Annotated in this window: 15 protein-coding genes and 1 pseudogene; 8 read left to right on the top strand and 8 right to left on the bottom strand. The window is 58.3% G+C overall.

Annotated elements, in window-relative coordinates; genetic code table 11:
• The first annotated feature begins 67 nt into the window (after positions 1-67).
• From zntA to PUZ33_RS08725, 4 genes are all read left to right on the top strand, one after another.
• Entirely contained in the window at positions 68-2242 is a 2175-nt protein-coding gene (gene zntA, locus PUZ33_RS08740) for a Zn(II)/Cd(II)/Pb(II) translocating P-type ATPase ZntA (protein WP_252107632.1), read from the top strand.
• A 196-nt stretch (positions 2243-2438) separates the two neighbouring features.
• Entirely contained in the window at positions 2439-3410 is a 972-nt protein-coding gene (locus PUZ33_RS08735) for a TRAP transporter substrate-binding protein (RefSeq protein ID WP_058680282.1), read from the top strand.
• A gap of 11 nt (positions 3411-3421) precedes the next feature.
• A complete protein-coding gene (locus tag PUZ33_RS08730) occupies positions 3422-3931 on the top strand; it encodes a TRAP transporter small permease (protein ID WP_013099148.1) in 510 nt (169 codons plus the stop codon).
• Positions 3932-3941: 10 nt separating this feature from the next.
• Positions 3942-5228 carry a TRAP transporter large permease gene (locus tag PUZ33_RS08725; RefSeq protein WP_040020760.1) on the top strand — a complete coding sequence of 429 codons (1287 nt, stop codon included), beginning with the start codon at positions 3942-3944 and terminating at the stop codon, positions 5226-5228.
• A 4-nt stretch (positions 5229-5232) separates the two neighbouring features.
• Here the strand turns inward: PUZ33_RS08725 and tusA are convergent, their stop codons facing one another.
• Complete coding sequence (gene tusA, locus PUZ33_RS08720) at positions 5233-5475, bottom strand: sulfurtransferase TusA (RefSeq protein ID WP_014833603.1); 243 nt, start codon at positions 5473-5475, stop codon at positions 5233-5235.
• Between the two features lie 167 nt (positions 5476-5642).
• Between tusA and PUZ33_RS08715 the strand changes: the two genes are divergently transcribed.
• Both PUZ33_RS08715 and PUZ33_RS08710 read left to right on the top strand, forming a co-directional pair.
• Complete coding sequence (locus PUZ33_RS08715; RefSeq protein ID WP_013099151.1) at positions 5643-6308, top strand: 7-cyano-7-deazaguanine/7-aminomethyl-7-deazaguanine transporter; 666 nt, start codon at positions 5643-5645, stop codon at positions 6306-6308.
• A 72-nt stretch (positions 6309-6380) separates the two neighbouring features.
• Positions 6381-6938: a DcrB family lipoprotein gene (locus PUZ33_RS08710; protein WP_013099152.1), complete on the top strand. Its 558-nt coding sequence runs from the start codon at positions 6381-6383 to the stop codon at positions 6936-6938.
• Between the two features lie 4 nt (positions 6939-6942).
• Here the strand turns inward: PUZ33_RS08710 and PUZ33_RS08705 are convergent.
• Positions 6943-8195: pseudogene (locus PUZ33_RS08705) on the bottom strand (MFS transporter).
• Between the two features lie 109 nt (positions 8196-8304).
• Here PUZ33_RS08705 and PUZ33_RS08700 point away from each other — a divergent pair.
• Together PUZ33_RS08700 and acpT are read left to right on the top strand one after the other, a co-directional pair.
• The gene (locus PUZ33_RS08700; RefSeq protein ID WP_013099154.1) at positions 8305-9354 is read left to right on the top strand and encodes an AI-2E family transporter; all 1050 of its coding nucleotides are present in this window, start codon (positions 8305-8307) and stop codon (positions 9352-9354) included.
• A 104-nt stretch (positions 9355-9458) separates the two neighbouring features.
• Positions 9459-10058 carry a 4'-phosphopantetheinyl transferase AcpT gene (gene acpT, locus PUZ33_RS08695; protein WP_252107634.1) on the top strand — a complete coding sequence of 200 codons (600 nt, stop codon included), beginning with the start codon at positions 9459-9461 and terminating at the stop codon, positions 10056-10058.
• Here acpT and arnF read toward each other — a convergent pair.
• The 6 genes from arnF to arnC are packed head-to-tail and all read right to left on the bottom strand — an operon-like array spanning position 10009 to position 16258.
• The gene (arnF, locus tag PUZ33_RS08690) at positions 10009-10413 is read right to left on the bottom strand and encodes a 4-amino-4-deoxy-L-arabinose-phosphoundecaprenol flippase subunit ArnF (RefSeq protein ID WP_038420767.1); all 405 of its coding nucleotides are present in this window, start codon (positions 10411-10413) and stop codon (positions 10009-10011) included. The genes acpT and arnF overlap by 50 nt on opposite strands.
• Positions 10410-10748 carry a 4-amino-4-deoxy-L-arabinose-phosphoundecaprenol flippase subunit ArnE gene (gene arnE / locus PUZ33_RS08685; RefSeq protein WP_013099172.1) on the bottom strand — a complete coding sequence of 113 codons (339 nt, stop codon included), beginning with the start codon at positions 10746-10748 and terminating at the stop codon, positions 10410-10412. The genes arnF and arnE overlap by 4 nt, the downstream gene beginning before the upstream one ends.
• Positions 10745-12400: a lipid IV(A) 4-amino-4-deoxy-L-arabinosyltransferase gene (gene arnT, locus PUZ33_RS08680; protein ID WP_058680281.1), complete on the bottom strand. Its 1656-nt coding sequence runs from the start codon at positions 12398-12400 to the stop codon at positions 10745-10747. The genes arnE and arnT overlap by 4 nt, the downstream gene beginning before the upstream one ends.
• Entirely contained in the window at positions 12397-13299 is a 903-nt protein-coding gene (gene arnD, locus PUZ33_RS08675) for a 4-deoxy-4-formamido-L-arabinose-phosphoundecaprenol deformylase (protein WP_058680280.1), read from the bottom strand. The genes arnT and arnD overlap by 4 nt, the downstream gene beginning before the upstream one ends.
• Positions 13296-15278, bottom strand: a complete 1983-nt coding sequence (gene arnA / locus PUZ33_RS08670) for a bifunctional UDP-4-amino-4-deoxy-L-arabinose formyltransferase/UDP-glucuronic acid oxidase ArnA (protein ID WP_058680279.1) — start codon at positions 15276-15278, stop codon at positions 13296-13298. Before arnA ends, arnD begins: the two co-directional genes overlap by 4 nt.
• Positions 15275-16258: an undecaprenyl-phosphate 4-deoxy-4-formamido-L-arabinose transferase gene (gene arnC, locus PUZ33_RS08665; protein WP_013099176.1), complete on the bottom strand. Its 984-nt coding sequence runs from the start codon at positions 16256-16258 to the stop codon at positions 15275-15277. The genes arnA and arnC overlap by 4 nt, the downstream gene beginning before the upstream one ends.
• Position 16259 lies beyond the last annotated feature (1 nt).

Genomic DNA, 16259 nt, shown 5'->3' with positions numbered 1-16259 from the left:
GACTCTGGAGTCGACTCCAGAGTGTATGCTGCGGTTAATGAGAAAATTATCATTACCGGAGAGTGCCATGTCGACTCCAGAAACACCTAAAAAAGCCCCACAATTTTCAGCATTTAAGCTCAGCCCGGTGCCAGCGAAAGATGACTGCTGCTGTGACGGGGCATGCGAAACGCAAAACGCGCAGCCGCTGCCTGAAAGCGGAAACCATTACAGCTGGGTGGTTGACGGCATGGATTGCGCGGCCTGCGCCCGCAAAGTCGAAAATGCGGTAAAACAGATCCCCGGCGTCAGCCACGTGCAGGTGCGCTTTGCGACCGAAAAACTGCTGGTCAGCGCCGAGAGTGACGTTAGCGAGCAGGTTGTGTCCGCCGTCAGCCAGGCCGGTTATTCCCTGCGTAGCGAAACGGCCACCGCCGAAAAAACCGCTCCGCTGCGAGAAAATCTGCCCCTTATCGCGCTCGTGATGATGATGGCCCTGAGCTGGGGTCTGGAGCAGATCAACCACCCGTTTGGCAATCTGGCGTTTATCGCCACCACGCTTGTCGGGTTGTATCCCATTGCCCGTCAGGCGCTGCGGCTGATGAAAAGCGGCAGCTGGTTCGCCATCGAAACGCTGATGAGCGTGGCAGCTATCGGCGCGCTGTTCATTGGTGCCACAGCGGAAGCGGCCATGGTGCTGCTGCTGTTCTTAATTGGCGAACGTCTTGAAGGCTGGGCGGCAAGCCGGGCGCGTAAAGGGGTCAGCGCCCTGATGGCGCTTAAGCCCGAAACCGCCACACGAGTAGCCGGAAACGAACGCCAGACGGTGGCCATTAACGCGCTGCGTCCAGGCGATGTGATTGAAGTCGCTGCCGGAGGGCGCCTGCCTGCGGACGGTACCCTGCTCACCGCCACCGCGAGCTTCGACGAAAGCGTCCTCACCGGGGAGTCGATTCCGGTTGAACGCGCGGCCGGTGAAAAAGTGCCTGCGGGCGCCACCAGTGTCGACCGTCTGGTCCAGCTCACGGTACTTTCCGAACCCGGTGACAGCGCCATCGACCGTATCCTGAAGCTGATCGAAGAGGCCGAGGAGCGTCGCGCCCCCGTCGAGCGATTTATTGACCGCTTCAGCCGGATTTACACCCCCGCCATCATGCTGGTTGCCCTGCTGGTCACTATCGTTCCGCCGCTGTTCTTTGGTGCGCCGTGGGAAGGCTGGATTTACAAAGGTCTGACCCTGCTGCTGATTGGCTGTCCGTGTGCGCTGGTGATCTCCACCCCGGCGGCCATTACCTCCGGTCTGGCGGCAGCGGCGCGTCGCGGCGCCCTGATAAAAGGCGGCGCGGCGCTGGAACAGTTAAGCCAGGTGCAGCAGGTGGCGTTCGATAAAACCGGCACCCTGACCGTGGGGAAACCGCAGGTCACCGGCGTGTATCCGCAGGATATCGGTGAAGATGAACTGCTTACGCTGGCCGCCGCCGTTGAGCAGGGTTCCACTCACCCGCTGGCGCAGGCGATTGTGCGTGAAGCGCAGTCGCGCGGGCTGGCCATTCCGGCGGCAACGGCGCAGCGGGCGCTGGTTGGGGCCGGGATTGAGGCCGACATCGACGGTAAAAAGGTGCTGATTGTCGCGGCGGGTAAGTTTTCTAACCCAGAGGTTGAGGCGTTAGAACAGACCGGACAAACTGTCGTAACCGTCATGCAGGACGGCGTCGCCAAAGGCATGCTGGCACTGCGCGATACCCTGCGTGATGATGCGAAAGAGGCCGTCGCGGCGCTCCATCAGCTGGGCGTCCAGGGTGTGATCCTCACCGGCGATAACCCGCGTGCCGCCGCCGCGATTGCCGGAGAGCTGGGGCTGGACTTTAAGGCCGGATTACTGCCTGCGGACAAGGTCAGTGCCGTGACGGAGCTGAACAGCCATGCTCCGCTGGCGATGATCGGCGACGGAATCAACGATGCGCCAGCGATGAAAGCATCCACCATCGGGATTGCCATGGGCAGCGGTACCGACGTGGCGCTGGAAACCGCCGATGCCGCGCTCACCCATAACCGCCTGACCGGGCTGGCGCAGATGATTTCCCTGGCACGCGCCACGCGCGCCAATATTCGCCAGAACATCAGCATCGCCCTGGGGCTGAAAGGGATTTTCCTCGTCACCACCCTGCTCGGCATCACCGGCCTGTGGCTGGCGGTGCTGGCGGATACCGGCGCGACGGTGCTGGTGACGGCCAACGCGCTCCGCTTACTGCGACGCAAATAACACGCAATGCACGCCTGGCCGGGTAAAGCGTAACGGCAACCCGGCCTTCCCTTCTCAAAAATCTAAACCAGCGTTTCAGAAATTCACGCTTTTGTGAGGCGCTTCACCTCCGTTTTCCAGGCCATAGTGTAATTTTTAAACGTACAAAACTAAAACACCGTTTTAACACTTACCTCACTACCCTGGAGTTGACTTGATGAAAACGACCCTCAAGCCGTTACTGGCCGCTCTGTGTCTGTCTGCTTTTGCCTGCTCCGTTTCTGCGCAAACCATTAAAGCCGCCGATGTTCATCCTGAAGGCTACCCGAACGTGGTAGCCGTACAGCACATGGGGGAGAAACTCAAACAACAAACCGACGGCAAGCTGGAGATCAAGGTCTTTCCCGGCGGCGTGCTCGGGGATGAAAAGCAGATGATTGAACAGGCGCAGATGGGGGCGATCGACATGATCCGTGTCTCCATGGCTCCGGTGGCGGCGATCCTGCCCGATATCGAAGTCTTTACCCTGCCCTATGTGTTCCGCGATGAAGACCACATGCACAAAGTCATCGACGGCGATATCGGCAAGCAGATTGGCGACAAACTGACCGCCAACCCCAAATCGCGGCTGGTGTTTCTCGGCTGGATGGATTCCGGCACCCGTAACCTGATCACCAAAACGCCGATCGTCAAACCGGAGGATCTGAAAGGCAAAAAAATCCGCGTTCAGGGAAGCCCGGTGGCGCTGGCGACACTGAAAGACATGGGGGCTAACTCGGTGGCGATGGGGGTCAGTGAGGTTTACAGCGGCATGCAGACCGGCGTAATCGATGGCGCTGAGAATAATCCGCCGACCTTCATCGCCCATAACTATATGCCGATCGCCAAAAACTATACCCTCAGCGGCCACTTCATTACCCCGGAAATGCTGCTCTACTCAAAAGTGAAATGGGACAAGCTCAGCACAGACGAACAGCAGAAAATCCTGACCCTGGCGCGCGAAGCGCAGTTCGAACAGCGCAAACTGTGGCAGGCCTATAACGCCGAGGCGCTGGCGAAGATGAAAGCCGGTGGCGTGCAGTTCCACGAGATCGACAAATCGGTATTTATCAAAGCCACAGAGCCGGTGCGCGCGCAGTATGGCGAAAAGCATCAGGACCTGATGAAAGCCATTGCTGACGTTCAGTAAACGGAGAACGTATGTCCGAACTCTACCTGAAGTGGATGGACCGGCTGTATCTGCTCGCCATGGGCGTAGCGGGATGCGCGCTGCTGGTCATGACGGTGGTGATCCCGATTGGCATCTTCTCGCGCTATGTGCTGAATCGCGGTGAATCCTGGCCGGAGCCGATTGCCATCATCTGCATGGTGACCTTTACGTTTATCGGCGCGGCGGTGAGCTACCGTGCCGGGTCACACATCGCGGTGAACATGCTGACCGACCGACTGCCAGACATGCTGAAAACAGCGTGTGCGCGTGTGGTGGATCTGCTGATGCTGCTGATCTCGCTGATTATGTTCTGGTACAGCTACTGGCTGTGTGTCGAACTCTGGGAGCAGCCAGTCGCCGAGTTTCCGATCCTGACGTCAGGGGAGAGTTATCTGCCGCTGCCGATTGGTTCTGCAGTGCTGATCCTGTTTGTCATTGAACGTCTGCTGTTTGGCTCACAGGAAAACCGTCCTGTGGTGCTGATCGGCAACCACAGTTAAGGGGTGAACAATGGATGCATTCGTTTTGTTATTCACCCTCGCCATTTTGCTGGCGCTGGGTATGCCGGTGGCGTTTGCCGTCGGCTTAAGCGCCGTCGCGGGCGCGTTGTGGATCGAGTTACCGCTCGAAGCACTGATGATCCAGATCACCAGCGGGGTTAACAAATTTACCCTGCTGGCGATCCCGTTTTTCATCCTGGCGGGGGCGATCATGGCGGAAGGCGGCATCGCCCGACGGCTGGTGAATTTCGCGTATGTCTTTGTTGGTTTTATTCGCGGCGGACTGTCGCTGGTGAATATCGTGGCCTCCACCTTTTTCGGCGCGATTTCCGGTTCATCGGTGGCGGATACGGCCTCCATCGGCAGCGTGATGATCCCGGAGATGGAGAGAAAGGGGTATCCCCGTGAGTATGCGGCGGCGGTCACCGCCAGCGGGTCGGTGCAGGCGATTTTAATCCCGCCCAGCCACAACTCGGTGATCTACTCGCTGGCCGCAGGCGGTACGGTCTCCATTGCCACGCTGTTTATCGCAGGCGTGCTGCCGGGGCTGCTGCTGGGACTGTGCCTGATGACGCTGTGTCTGTGCTTTGCCCATAAGCGCGGCTATCCAAAAGGCGAAAAAATCCCCTTCAAACAGGCACTGAAGATTTTGCTGGACGCTCTGTGGGGGCTAATGACGGTGGTAATTATCCTCGGCGGGATCATGTCCGGGATATTCACCGCCACCGAATCCGCGGCGGTCGCCTGCCTGTGGGCATTCTTTGTCACCATGTTTATCTACCGCGACTATAAGTGGAGCGAACTGCCGAAGCTGATGTGCCGGACGGTGAAAACGGTCACTATCGTGATGATCTTGATTGGCTTTGCGGCGGCGTTTGGCGCGGTGATGACCTACATGCAGTTACCTGTGCGCATCACGGCGTTCTTCACCTCGCTCTCGGATAACAAGTACGTGATCCTGATGTACCTCAACATCATGCTGCTGCTGATTGGCACCCTGATGGATATGGCGCCGATCATTCTGATCCTGACGCCGGTGCTGTTGCCGGTGACCCAGTCGCTTGGGATCGACCCGGTGCATTTCGGGATGATCATGATGGTGAATCTGGGGATCGGGCTTATCACGCCGCCAGTGGGTTCGGTGCTGTTTGTGGCCAGTGCGGTGAGCAAGCAGAAAATCGAACATGTGGTGCGCGCGATGCTACCGTTTTACGGCATGCTGCTGCTGGTGCTGGGAATGATAACGTACATCCCGGCGATTTCGCTGTGGCTGCCGGGATTGTTAGGCATGCAGTAAGGGGTTACCCCTTGCGGATTAAATACCGGTACGGCAGTGCTTCGGTCTGCTGTGCCACCAGTTCATGCTCCATAAAGGTACAAAAACCGGGGATATCGCGGGTGGTTGCCGGATCGTCAGCGATGATCAGCAGCGTTTCGCCGGTTTGCATATTGCGCACGGTTTTGCGCACCATCATTACCGGCTCAGGGCAGCGGAGGCCCTGCGCATCAAGGGTGTGGTCTGGAGTGGAAAACAGATCGGTCATGGTGTTCTCGGTCAGATAAAAACGGCTGTAGTTTACGCCCCGTAGCCAGCAATGCAAACCAGGTTAACGGTTGCGTAAAAACTAACCATTGCAAAGTCCCGTCAAAGCAGTATCATGCTGCGGTTTTTATTGGGTTCCCTCACCCCAACGTATAAAAAGGTCACAATATGACGCCGTTTTCTGAATCGCAGCGCGTAAAAGCGTTGTTCTGGCTTTCGCTTTTTCATCTGCTGGTGATCACCTCCAGTAACTATCTGGTGCAGCTGCCGATCGCCATCTTTGGTTTCCATACCACCTGGGGCGCGTTCAGCTTCCCGTTTATTTTTCTCGCCACCGATCTGACCGTGCGTATTTTTGGCGCTCCGCTGGCTCGCCGCATTATTTTTGCGGTCATGCTGCCGGCGCTGTTCGTGTCGTACGTTATTTCCTCCCTGTTTTACATGGGAAGCTGGCAGGGCTTTGAGGCGTTAACCCACTTCAACCTGTTTGTTGCCCGAATCGCCACGGCAAGCTTTATGGCCTATGCGCTGGGGCAGATCCTCGACGTGCACGTATTTAACCGCCTGCGTCAGAATCACCGCTGGTGGATGGCCCCCACCGCCTCGACGCTGTTCGGCAACGTCAGCGATACGCTGGCCTTCTTCTTCATTGCCTTCTGGCACAGCCCGGATGCGTTTATGGCCGAACACTGGATGGAAATTGCGCTGGTGGACTACTGCTTCAAGGTGCTTATCAGCATTGTCTTCTTCCTGCCGATGTACGGCGTGCTGCTGAATATGCTGCTGAAAAGACTGGCAGATAAATCTGAAATCACAGCATTGCAGGCTGGTTAAGGGTTCGCTTTATCAGTTGTGATAAGATGGACAAATGAGCCGTTATGGCCGTTTATCGAAAGGAAGAAGTCAATGCGCAATCTGGTTAAATATGTCGGGATTGGCCTGCTGGTTGTCGGCCTTGCAGCCTGTGATAACAGCGACACGAAAACGCCTGCTCAGGGCGCGTCTGCAGAGAGCAACGCAACCGGTCAGCCGGTGAACCTGCTGGACGGTAAACTCAGCTTCTCTCTGCCAGCGGATATGACTGACCAGAGCGGCAAGCTGGGTACCCAGGCGAACAACATGCACGTCTATTCCGATGCAACCGGGCAGAAAGCGGTGATTGTGATTGTGGGCGACGATACCAGCGAAGACCTGGCCGTGCTGTCCAAACGTCTGGAAGATCAGCAGCGCAGCCGCGACCCGCAGCTGCAGGTGGTGACGAACAAGTCCATCGAACTGAAAGGCCACACGCTGCAGCAGCTGGACAGCATTATCTCTGCAAAAGGTCAGACAGCTTACTCTTCCGTGGTGCTGGGTAAGGTTGATAACAAACTGCTGACCCTGCAGATCACCCTGCCAGCGGAAGATCAGCAGAAAGCGCAGACTGCCGCTGAAAACATCATCAACACCATCGTGATTCAGTAACACGTCAGGATGATGACGTGGCCTCCGGCGCCTGCACCGGAGGCCATTTTTTTAGCCGCCACGTGAGCATCAGGGCCATCACCACCAGACCCGCAGCCGCAAGATAGATAACCGGCACGCCTGCCCAGGCCATGACCAGCCCTGCCAGCGGCCCGGTAATGCCCAACGACATATCCATAAACACCGTGTAGGTTGCCAGCGCCGCCCCCTGATTCTGCGGCGGCACGGCTTTCACCGCCACCACACCCAGCGCCGGGAAGACCAGCGAAAAACCGGCTCCGGCGAAGAACACGCCAACTTTTGCCATCCACGGCGCGGTCGCTATACCGGTCAGCAGCAGCCCGACAATCTCAACCGCAAAGCAGATCATCGCCACATTCAGCCCGCCCAGGCGGTTAATACCGTTCGGGAAGAGCAAACGGGCACCCACAAATGCACAGCTGAACAGGGTTAACGCAAAGGCCGCCCCATCCCAGCCTTTGGCGTCATAAAACAGCGTGATAAAGGTGGCGATCACCCCAAAGCCAGTGGTTGCCAGCGCCAGTGCCATACCATACGGCCAGACGCGCCCCAGCACTGCCCGGAACGGCAGCGGTTTACCTTTGCTGGCCTTCACTTTCGGGCGCGGCAGGGCAAACAGGATCGCCACCAGCGCGACCACCATAATGGTGCCCGCCAGCCCGTACAGTCCGCCATACGCATAGCACATCACCCCAAGCGGGGCGCCAAGCGCCATTGCCCCGTAGGTGACAATGCCGTTCCAGGAGATGACCCGGCCAATGTGCGGTGCCCCGACCACGCCTACGCCCCACAGCGTCGAGCCGGTTCCTGCCAGGCTTTGCCCAATACCGAGGATCACCCGGCCCAGGCACAGCAGCACCAGACTGACCAACGGCCAGTGGCTGGTCGTTGCCGCCAGCAGGTAACTCAGGCCACTGAGAAAACAGCCGCATAATCCTGTGATCACAATGCTCTTCGGCCCGAACAGATCCGCGTAGCGACCCGCATGCGGGCGGCTCAACAGCGTGGCGAAGTACTGCAGGCTAATCACCAGCCCCGCCCAGAATGCGCTAAACCCCATCACGTCATGAACGTAGCCCGGCAACACCGCCAGCGGCAGGCCAATCGTCAGATAACTGGCAAAGTTAAAAATCACAACGGAGACAATGCGCAGATTAAGGCGTAATCCGCTTAATGCCGGTTCGGCGGCGGGTTCGGGCATGAGGTTTTACCTGGATTTTTGCAACAGTGTTTCACTATTACCACGACGCCAGCAGAAAATCAGCAGCGACTTTCAGATTAACGGTGCCAGACGAAGCGAAACCCGCGCACTACACTTAACGGGCAATCACATTAAGGAACACGAATGACCCCTAACCCGCCCGACAAAGCAGGACTCCACATCCTGTTAAAACTCGCCTCTCTGGTGGTGATCCTCGCCGGTATCCATGCTGCCGCCGATATTATTGTCCAGCTTCTGCTGGCGCTCTTTTTTGCCATTGTGCTTAACCCGCTGGTGACCTGGTTTTTGCGCCGGGGTATCAGCCGCCCGGTGGCCATAACCATTGTGGTTATCGTGATGCTGATTGCCCTCACCGCCCTTTTCGGCGTGCTGGCCGCCTCGCTGAGCGAGTTCTCCACGATGCTGCCGCAATACAACAAAGAGCTGACGCGCAAGATCGTGGCGCTTCAGGAGATGATGCCGTTTCTGAATCTGCATATTTCGCCGGAACGGATGTTGCGCCGGATGGATTCCGAAAAAATCATGACTTACGCCACCACGCTGATGACCGGCCTGTCCGGCGCCATGGCCAGCATTTTGCTGCTGGTCATGACGGTGGTGTTTATGCTGTTCGAAGTGCGCCACGTGCCCTATAAGCTGCGTTTCGCGCTGAATAATCCGCAAATTCACATCGCCGGTTTACACCGCGCGTTAAAGGGCGTCTCCAAATATCTGGCCTTAAAAACCCTGTTAAGCGTCTGGACCGGCGTGATTGTCTGGCTGGGGCTGATGCTGATGGGCGTGCAGTTCGCGCTGATGTGGGGAGTGCTGGCGTTTTTGCTGAACTACGTGCCCAACATTGGCGCGGTACTCTCCGCCGTGCCGCCCATGATTCAGGCGTTTCTGTTTAATGGCTTTTATGAGTGCATGCTGGTGGGGGCGCTGTTCCTCGTGGTGCATATGGTGCTGGGGAATATTCTTGAACCACGGATGATGGGCCACCGGCTGGGCATGTCGACGCTGGTGGTGTTCTTATCCTTACTGATTTGGGGATGGCTGCTGGGCCCGGTTGGGATGCTGCTGTCGGTACCGCTCACCAGCGTCTGTAAAATCTGGATGGAGACCACCAAAGGCGGCAGCAAACTGGCGATACTGCTGGGGCCGGGCCGACCCAAGAGTCGGCTTCCCGGGTGATTTTCCGTTACTGATTAGCCATTGTTGAGGTCAATGGATTATAGTAATGGTTTCGCCGCGCAACTTTACAGCTATCGCGTTTTTGACTGAAGGCCAGACGTTATATGTACCAGGTTTTGCTGGGAAAAATCTCCTCGCTGAGCACAGACCAGTGGGCGCAAGCCCTCTCCCAATACGCTCCGCAGGGTGCTCAACGCGCCCGTTGGCTGGCGGGTCGAGGGCTACTGTCGCGTGTGCTGGCACCACAGCCTTTACCGGAGATTGTCTACCGTGAACAGGGCAAACCCGTGTTTGCTGACGAGTATCCTCTGTGGTTCAGCGTGAGTCACTCGGAAGATGATATTGCGTTAATTATCAGCGATGAAGGTGACGTAGGCTGTTCGCTGGAGCATATCCGTCCGCAGGAAAACTGGCCTACGCTCGCCAATGCCGTATTTAGCAATGCCGAGCATGACGCGCTGGAAAAGGAAACATCCGAAAACAAACTCACCACATTCTGGCGTATCTGGACCCTAAAAAAGGCCATCCTTAAACAACGCGGTGGTCATTCCTGGCAAATGGTCAGCATTGACAGCAGTGCCGCGCTGCACTCAACGAGCCAGTGCCGGACAGGTTTGCTGAGCCTCGCCGTTTGCACCACCACGCCCTTTGAGATTACGGCGTCTCTGATCCATTCTGTACACGCTGAGCTGGCCGAAAAATAACCAGCACGCCCAGCATAATCAACCCGACACCCGCCAGCCCCTGCCACGAGAACGACTCACCCCAGCCGGGCAGCAGGATCGCCGCGCCCCACACCAGAATATAACTGAGGCTCAGCAAGGCATACGCTTTGCTGAGCGCCATGCGATGCAGCGCCAGATACCAGCAGCCCATAGAGGCCACATAGCCCATCAGCCCCAGCAGCAGCGCGCCGGTACCGGACGAAAAATGCCAGAGAGCCCTGAAAAATGCCAGCGCCTCGCCGACGGGCGGAAGCGCCTGCATGGCGCTGCGCAGCAGCAACTGCGCGGCACTGACTAACGCCACGCTGCATAACGCCCAGCACGCCCCTTTCACAGGCTTCCTCCGAGCAGAACAATCCCGATCATAATCAACCCTACGCCCAGCCAGTGATGTCGGGCCACCTTCTCATGCCAGAGCCCCTTCGCTGCCAGCGTCACCCAGACAAAATTAAGGCTCAGCATGGGATAGGCGACCCCGACGGGAAGACGCTGCAATACCACCAGCCAGACCAGCATGCCGCAGCCCAGCGCCAGCAAGGCGAGCCCCAGCCACAGCACAATATGCGCGCCACGCCGCCCGGTTTTCGCCGGACGAGTCGCTTGTTTCTGACAGAGCTGTCCGGCGCAGGTCAGCAGACTAGCCAGCACCAGCCAAAGCCAGGTCATCATTGCGGCAGATACTGCAGGTAAGCCAGCCGCCCCTGGATATACAGGTAGTCCGGCTTTGGCAGGTTATCCCGGTTCAGATCGTCGTTCTTCGACAGCAGGATCACCAGCGACACGCTCCCCTGCTGGCGGTGCCTCGCCAGCCACTGCGCAAAGTCATCTTTAGTGATAAAGCGGTCTTTCACGTCCGGATAATCCAGCCCGTAACGCAGCTCACCGCTCTGACCAAACATGATGATGTCATTACGTTTAAGCTCCCACGCCAGCCCTGCCGCCACGCCGACGTTATCGGCCAGCACAAACCGGCTCTGCTGGAGCGGGTCGCGCACGGTATCCACCAGCGACTGTGGCTGTTTGGAGTCCACCACCAGGTTGGGAATGGCAAAACCAATCAGCAACGCCAGCCCGGCAGGGCACAGCGCCGCCAGCCACCAGCGCTGCTGGCTCCGTCTGAAGCTAAACCAGCCCACCACGGCCCAGACGAGGAAGGCCACCACCGCGCAGAAGACTTTATACAGCTCGACCGATGTCCAGACCGGGTGCTTAGCCAGCCCCCACGGCGACACGACTAACGCCGCGATGACACCGAGGGTACCGAACGCCAGGTTGATCCCGGCATTAATGCGTAACACGCTGGCCCCCTTTTCCGCAGCGAGGCAGGCATAGCGCGCCATCAGGATCGCCAGCGGGGCAAAACACGGCAGGATGTAGGTAGGCAGCTTGCCTTTGGCAATGCTGAAGAATAAAAGCGGCATCACCACCCAACCGAGCAGATAAAGCCCGCCGCCTGCCGGATGTTTTTCACGCCAGCCCAGACGCAGCGCACCGGGCAACAGCGCCAGCCACGGCAGACTGCCCGCGACCAGGAATGGCAGGTAATACCAGAACGGGGCTTTGTGCTGGGCGTCGCTTTGGGCAAAACGCTGAATGTGTTCAACCCAGAAGAAGTAGCGCCAGAAATCGGGTTCACGCTGGGCAATCGCCAGCCCCCAGGGCAGGACAATAAGCACGCAGCTCAGGATCGCAAGCCCGCCAAAAATCAGCACCTCTTTCCAGCGCTTTTGGGCTATCACCCACGGCAGGACGCCAAGCACCGGCACCGCCAGGGCGAGGAAACCTTTGGTCATCACCCCCATGCCGCAGGCTAGCCCCAGCAATATGTAGCCCCCCGCTTTGCCAGCCAGGGTCTGCGCCTGCGAGGCCAGCCAGAAACTGCACATCGCCGCCGCCAGCCACAGGGAGATGATGGGGTCGAGCACGGCATAGGTGCCAATGCCATAGACCAGAAACAGCGTCAGGAAGATAAGGCCGGAGAACAGGGCAACGCGTTTATCGCGCCAGAGTTGCCAGGCCATCCAGATAACCAGTAGCGCCGTCAGGCCGGTGGAAAAGATGGCCCCGGCACGCACGGCAAAGTTTGTATGGCCAAACAGCAGTTGCCCGAGGCTGTTGACCCAGTAGCCAGCAATCGGCTTTTCAAAGTAACGCAGCCCCAGAAAATGCGGCACAATCCAGTTGCCGGAGGCGAGCATTTCACGGCTGATTTCCGCATAGCGCGTTTCATCAGGCTGCCATAACAGACGGATATCAACCGGAATGAGATAGTAAACAATAAACAGGGCGAAAAGCCCTAAGCCATAACGGGCGACTTTCATGGTACCGGACTCACGGTTTGTTGATAGCCAAGCCAGCCTTCCCGGCCAGCCATTTCACTTCGCACAATTTTGCCGACGGGCAGCGTACTGAGATCGTCTGGCAGCAGGTCGATCAACGGGCAGAACTGAATCCCCTCCTGCGCCGCCAGCGTCAACAGCGCATCGAAATCATGCTGATACGCAATCCCTTCCACCTCGGCGTGGATAGTGTAGACCGGCGTGCCGGTGTCGCGATGTATACAGTCCAGAATGTAGCGGTTGAAGCCGTCGGCGGTCACCTCGCGCCCCACCACTTCATCCCAGGTGGGCAGTGTGACCGGGATTTGCACCGTGCCAACGCGGTTTTCACCGAGCTGCGGTAAAAATGGTCCGCTGCCCCGGCAATCGCTGTTGTAGCGAAACGCGAACGGCTCTTTGGCTTTCACGACGCGTTGATCCGCACGCCATCCGGCCACGGCGGAGCAGCGCACCGACTGCCCGATAATGGCCTCCAGCTCCCGCAGACCACGCTCGATTTCCCGGGCCAGGCGAGGAATGTCCCAGACGCCCGCCCAGGCCTGCCAGGCATGGTGATCCCAGGCATGCAGGCCGACCTCATGGTGCTGCGCCGCTTCACGGATGATGGCTTCGTTACCCGCGCCGATACGCCTGCCGGGCCATGCGGTACCGGCCAGCAAAATATCCCAGCCGTAGAGCGATGCTGCGCGCGAGCGCAGCATTTTGAACAGAAATGCCGGTTTAACCAGACGCCATAAATGACGTCCCATGTTGTCTGGCCCCACGCTGAAGAAGATGCTGGCACGCACATCGTGCTTGCTCAGCAGCCTCAGCAGTGCGGGAACGCCGTCACGCGTTCCCCTGAAGGTATCGAGATCAATGCGTAAACCGACTTTTTTCATGAGGCCTGTTCCGACAGCTCCACGGTGCGCAGGAAGAAATCGAGCGTCTCATCAATGGTCTGCTCCATCTTCACCATTGGCGTCCAGTTCAGGCAGCGCTTCGCATTGCGAATGCTCGGCTTGCGGTGCTCAACGTCCTGGTAGCCTTTGCCATAGTAGCTGCTGCTTTCCACTTCGCGGAATCCTGCAAACGGCGGGAACTGGTTACGCAGCGGATGGCGCTCAAAGCTTGCCAACAGCATTTCGGCCAGTTCACGAATGCTCGCTTCGTTATCCGGGTTGCCGATGTTGATGATCTCCCCGTTGCAGCGGCCATCCTTGTTTTCAATGATGCGGAACAGGGCTTCGATGCCGTCGCTGATGTCGGTGAAGCAGCGTTTTTGTTTACCGCCTTCAATGAGCTTAATGGGCGAGCCTTCCACCAGGTTCAGGATCAGCTGGGTAATGGCGCGGGAGCTACCAATGCGCGCCGCGTTCAGGTTATCCAGACGTGGCCCCATCCAGTTGAACGGCCGGAACAGGGTAAAGCGCAGCCCTTCTTTCTCGCCGTAGGCCCAAATTACGCGGTCCAGCAGCTGTTTAGAGACGGAGTAAATCCAGCGCTGCTTGTTGATCGGCCCGACCACCAGGTTAGAGGTATCTTCATCGAAGTTTTTATCGGTACACATGCCGTACACTTCGGAGGTGGACGGGAAGATGATGCGCTTATCGTATTTCACGCAGTCGCGGATAATCTTCAGGTTCTCTTCAAAGTCCAGCTCGAACACACGCAGCGGGTTGCGGGTGTACTCAATCGGCGTGGCAATGGCGACCAGCGGCAGCACCACGTCGCATTTTTTGATGTGGTACTCAATCCACTCGGAGTGAATGCTGATATCCCCTTCCACGAAATGGAAGCGCGGGCAGTCAAGGAAACGGCTGATGGCATCGGAGCCAATGTCGAGGCCATAAATTTCGTAGTTATCGTCTTTCAGCAGACGCTCGGTCAGGTGGTTACCAATAAAACCGTTTACGCCGAGGATCAGCACGCGGGTGCGGCGCTTAATTGCCACCACCGGGGCGCTGGTGATCAAGGCGCCAGGAACCAGCCCCAGAGACTGCGCCAGCTGCGCGCCCTGCACATAAACGCCGTTGTCGGTCTGACCGGTCACGATCTCCAGCGCCTGCTCGCCGCAGCTGACAATCAGCGGCGAGACAGAGACGATAGTGCCCGGTTTCGCGGCCGGGACATCGTCGCGCACGCGGGATTTCCAGACGATGAATTTGCTGACGCCGGCAAAGCTATACGCCCCCGGCCAGGGGTCGGTCACTGCGCGCACCAGGTTGTGCAGCTGGCGGGCGGGCTTGTTCCAGTCCAGACGGCCGTCTTCCGGCGTGCGGCGGCCAAAACAACTCGCCTTGCTCTCGTCCTGAGCGGTCTCGCTGAAGGTGCCGTTCAGGATGGTCGGCAGTGCATCACGCAGCAGGCTTTGTGCCACCGAGCAGAGTTTCTGATGAAGCTGCAGCGCCGTCTCATCCGCATCAATGGCAACACGCTGCTGCGCGATGATGGCGCCCGCATCCGCGCGGTGCACCATGCGGTGCAGGGTCACGCCGGTTTCAGTTTCGCCATTCACCAGCACCCAGTTCAGCGGCGCGCGGCCACGGTAGGCGGGCAGCAATGAGCCGTGAAGGTTAAATGCCCCTTTCGTCGCCAGACGTAAAATATCGTCGCAAATCAGGTTGCGGTAGTAGAACGAGAAGATGACATCCGGGGCGGTTTCACGAATGCGATCCACCCACAGCGGGTGGTTGATATCGTCCGGCGCGTAGACCGGAATGCCGCGCTCGGCGGCGATACGCGCCACGGAGCCAAAGAAGTTATTCTCGCCTGCGGCGTCCGGATGCGTGAAGATGGCAGCGATATCATAACCCGCTTCAAGCAGGGCAAGCAGGCCCGCGCACCCCATATCGTGATAGGCAAAGACAACAGCTTTCATGGGTGTTTTTCCTCTTGAGAGACTTTGTGTTCCTGGCGGACAACACGTTGAATAAAGTAGCGCGGACGTGCGCGAACATCGTTATAGATACGGCCAATGTACTCACCGAGCAGGCCCATCCCGACAAACTGGGCGCCGATGAACATGAACAGCACGGCAAAGAGCATGAAGACCCCTTCCGCCGCCCACTGGGGGCCAAAGACCAGACGCAGGACGACCAGCAAAACGGAAAGCGTAAACCCGGCCAGCGCGATAATGCTGCCGAAGACGCTCAGCAGGCGCAGCGGCGTGGTGGTCAGGCAGGTGATGAGGTCGTACATCAGGTTGATAAGACGCATAAAGCTGTACTTCGACTCCCCGTGCTCACGCTCGGCGTGCAGCACCGGGATCTCCGTCGCCTTACGGGCAAAGGTATTCGCCAGAATCGGAATGAAGGTGCTGCGTTCATGGCAGTGCAGCATGGCGTCGACAATATGGCGGCGATAGGCGCGCAGCATGCAGCCGTAATCGCCCATCGCTTTGCCGGTGGTGCGCTGGATCAGGCGGTTGATGGTGCGGGAAGCCAGCTTGCGGAACAGGCTATCCTGACGATTCTGCCGTACCGTACCTACCACGTCGTACCCTTCGTCGGCTTTGGCGACCAGCCGGGGGATCTCCTCCGGCGGGTTTTGCAGATCGGCATCCAGCGTGATGACCAGATCCCCCGTCACGTGGCTGAACCCGGCCATAATGGCCGAGTGCTGGCCGTAGTTGCGGTTAAGCAGCACCGCGACGATATGGCTGCCTTCGGCCTGCGCAGCCTCGGTCAACATCAGGGCGGAGTTATCGCTGCTGCCGTCATCCACCAGCAGGATTTCGTAGGCTTTGCCCAGCGTCTCGCAGGCGGCGGTGGTGCGGCGGATCAGTTCGGGCAGGCTCTCCTGCTCGTTATAAACGGGGATCACCACAGAAACTTTTTGTACAGGCGGCGCACTGAACATA

The sequence above is a fragment of the Enterobacter cloacae complex sp. 2022EL-00981 genome (genome assembly GCF_028737495.1).
Classification (GTDB): domain Bacteria; phylum Pseudomonadota; class Gammaproteobacteria; order Enterobacterales; family Enterobacteriaceae; genus Enterobacter; species Enterobacter cloacae.
This window is presented reverse-complemented; position numbering and strand designations above follow the sequence as displayed.